The organism is Caballeronia sp. (assembly GCF_049581465.1).
GTDB lineage: Bacteria > Pseudomonadota > Gammaproteobacteria > Burkholderiales > Burkholderiaceae > Caballeronia.
Genome location: NZ_JBAUSA010001431.1, coordinates 1 through 2,015 on the forward strand (window position 1 = coordinate 1; position 2,015 = coordinate 2,015).

Annotated in this window: 3 protein-coding genes; all 3 read right to left on the reverse strand. The window is 62.8% G+C overall.

Going from position 1 to position 2,015, the window contains the following annotated elements:
- The coding region (locus tag WCA53_RS34600) for a PHP domain-containing protein (protein WP_423922943.1) at window positions 1-678 on the reverse strand (678 nt) is incomplete at its 3' end.
- Between the two features lie 124 nt (window positions 679-802).
- Window positions 803-1,687, reverse strand: a complete 885-nt coding sequence (locus WCA53_RS34605) for an alpha/beta fold hydrolase (RefSeq protein WP_423922946.1) — start codon at window positions 1,685-1,687, stop codon at window positions 803-805.
- Window positions 1,684-2,015: DUF455 family protein (locus tag WCA53_RS34610; protein ID WP_423922949.1), on the reverse strand; the 332-nt coding region annotated here is incomplete at its 5' end. The genes WCA53_RS34610 and WCA53_RS34605, both read right to left, overlap by 4 nt.

A 2,015-nucleotide genomic window follows, 5' to 3' on the forward strand; every position in this document is an offset into this window, starting at 1 on the left:
ATCCGGCGTATGGCTGCCCGTCACCACTTCGATAGCGCGCCCGCCAAGCTGGATAAATTCGTCGAATAGTGCCGAGAATTCGAGCGGGGAAAAATCGTAACGCCCCGGATGCGCCACCACCGCTTCGCCGCCCGCCGCCTTGATCCATGACACGGCGTCCGACAATTTCGACCACCGTTGAGTCACGCATCCTGGCTTGCCGTCGCCGAGATATTTGTTGAACACCTCGGCAGTGGACTCGGCGTAGCCCGCCTCGACCATGAAGCGCGCGAAGTGCGTACGCGAAATCATGTTGGGATCCTCGGCATAGCGTAGCGCACCTTCGAACGCACCGGGAATGCCGACTGCAGCGAGCGCCTCGCCGATCGCCTCGCCGCGTGCGCGGCGCCCGTTGCGCGTAGCGGCCACGCCGTCGAGCAGGATCTGGCTTTCCGGATCTACGTTCAATCCAACGATATGCACCGTGCGCCCCGCCCACGTCACCGAAATCTCGACACCCGCGAGATAGTCCATGCCGAGCGCTTCAGCCGCTTCGCGCGCCTCGTGCTGGCCGCCGAGTTGGTCGTGGTCAGTCAAGGACCACAACGTGACGCCGCCCGCGTGCGCGCGAGCGGCGACATCGGCGGGAGAAAGGAGGCCGTCGGACACGGTGGAATGACAATGCAGATCGGCGTTCATCGTTGAAAACTCAGTAGTTATGCTCCATTCTACTGCAACGCATCAACTGGCTGGACGGCCGACAGGGGCCAACGCCCAAGCGCGCTTGGCGAATTTCCGTGGTCGGCTTGTTGTGCGTTTGTAATCAGGCGCAGAACGTCTCAATCAGCGCAGCGACCTGTTCGGGCTGATCGTGGTGAATCATGTGTCCTGCGTCCTCGATGATTTCCTCACGCCACTCCGAAAACGCGGCGAAACGCTGCTTGAACGCCGCAATAGGTTCGTCGCCGGCAATGCTCGCGAGCGTCGGCGAATGCGCAGCTTCCACATGCAGCACCTTCGCCCGGACTTGCGACCAGACAGCCATCACGTCATCGAGTTGATATCGCACCGGCCCGCGCATTTTGTGCGCCGGATCGGCCAATAGGTGGAAACGGCCGGCATCGTCGGGCTTCGCCCAGTGCTGCGCCAGAAATCGCGCTTTCGTGCGCGGCAATCGCGGATTCGTGCGGATCAGCCGTTCTGCAACGGCATCGAGTGTCGCGTAGGAATTGAGCGTCGGCGGCGCGCGCAGCTCGTTGAGCCATTGTCCAAGCCGTGCTGGCGTGTCTTCGGGCTTCGTCGCGCGCATTCCGAAGCCTTCCAGGTCGACCACGCGACGCACCCGCTCCGGGCGCACCCCCGCGTACAGGCACACGACGTTTGCGCCCATGCTGTGTCCGACAAGATTGACCTGTCCGGCGGGCGCATAGTGGTCGAGCAGCGCATCAAGGTCGGCGAGATAGTCCTGAAACCCGTAATGGCCGCTTTTACCCTGCTCGACCGGCCAATCCGACAGCCCGAAACCACGCGCGTCGGGCGCGATTACTTGCCAGTCGCCGGCCAGGGCATCGACCGTGAATTGAAACGACGCCGAGATATCCATCCAGCCATGCAGCATGAAAAGCGTCGGCGCGTCAGGCGCGCCCCAGCGACGGACATGGAGCCGCGTGCCGCGTATCGAGAGAAAGTCGGAGATGGGAAGTTTCATTGGGAAATGGGTGTGTCGATGTCGATGTTGTCCAGACCGGCCAGCGCTAGCAGCTCAGCTTCGTCGAAGCCCGCTTCGCGACGCGCTTCAAAGTTGAACGGTCCGCGTAGTTTTGGCGCGTGATACTGCTCGGCGAGACGCTCGTAGGTCGCGTGGGGATCTGCGCCGGTCTCGTTGCAAAGGTACCGAAACCAGCGATTGCCGATCAGGACGTGGCCGATTTCATCGCGGAGGATCACGTCGAGAATGGCCGCCGACGCGTGATCGCCTGCTTGAGCAAGGCGCCGGCGAATGGGGGGTGACGCGTCCAGCCCACGCGCTTCCAGCG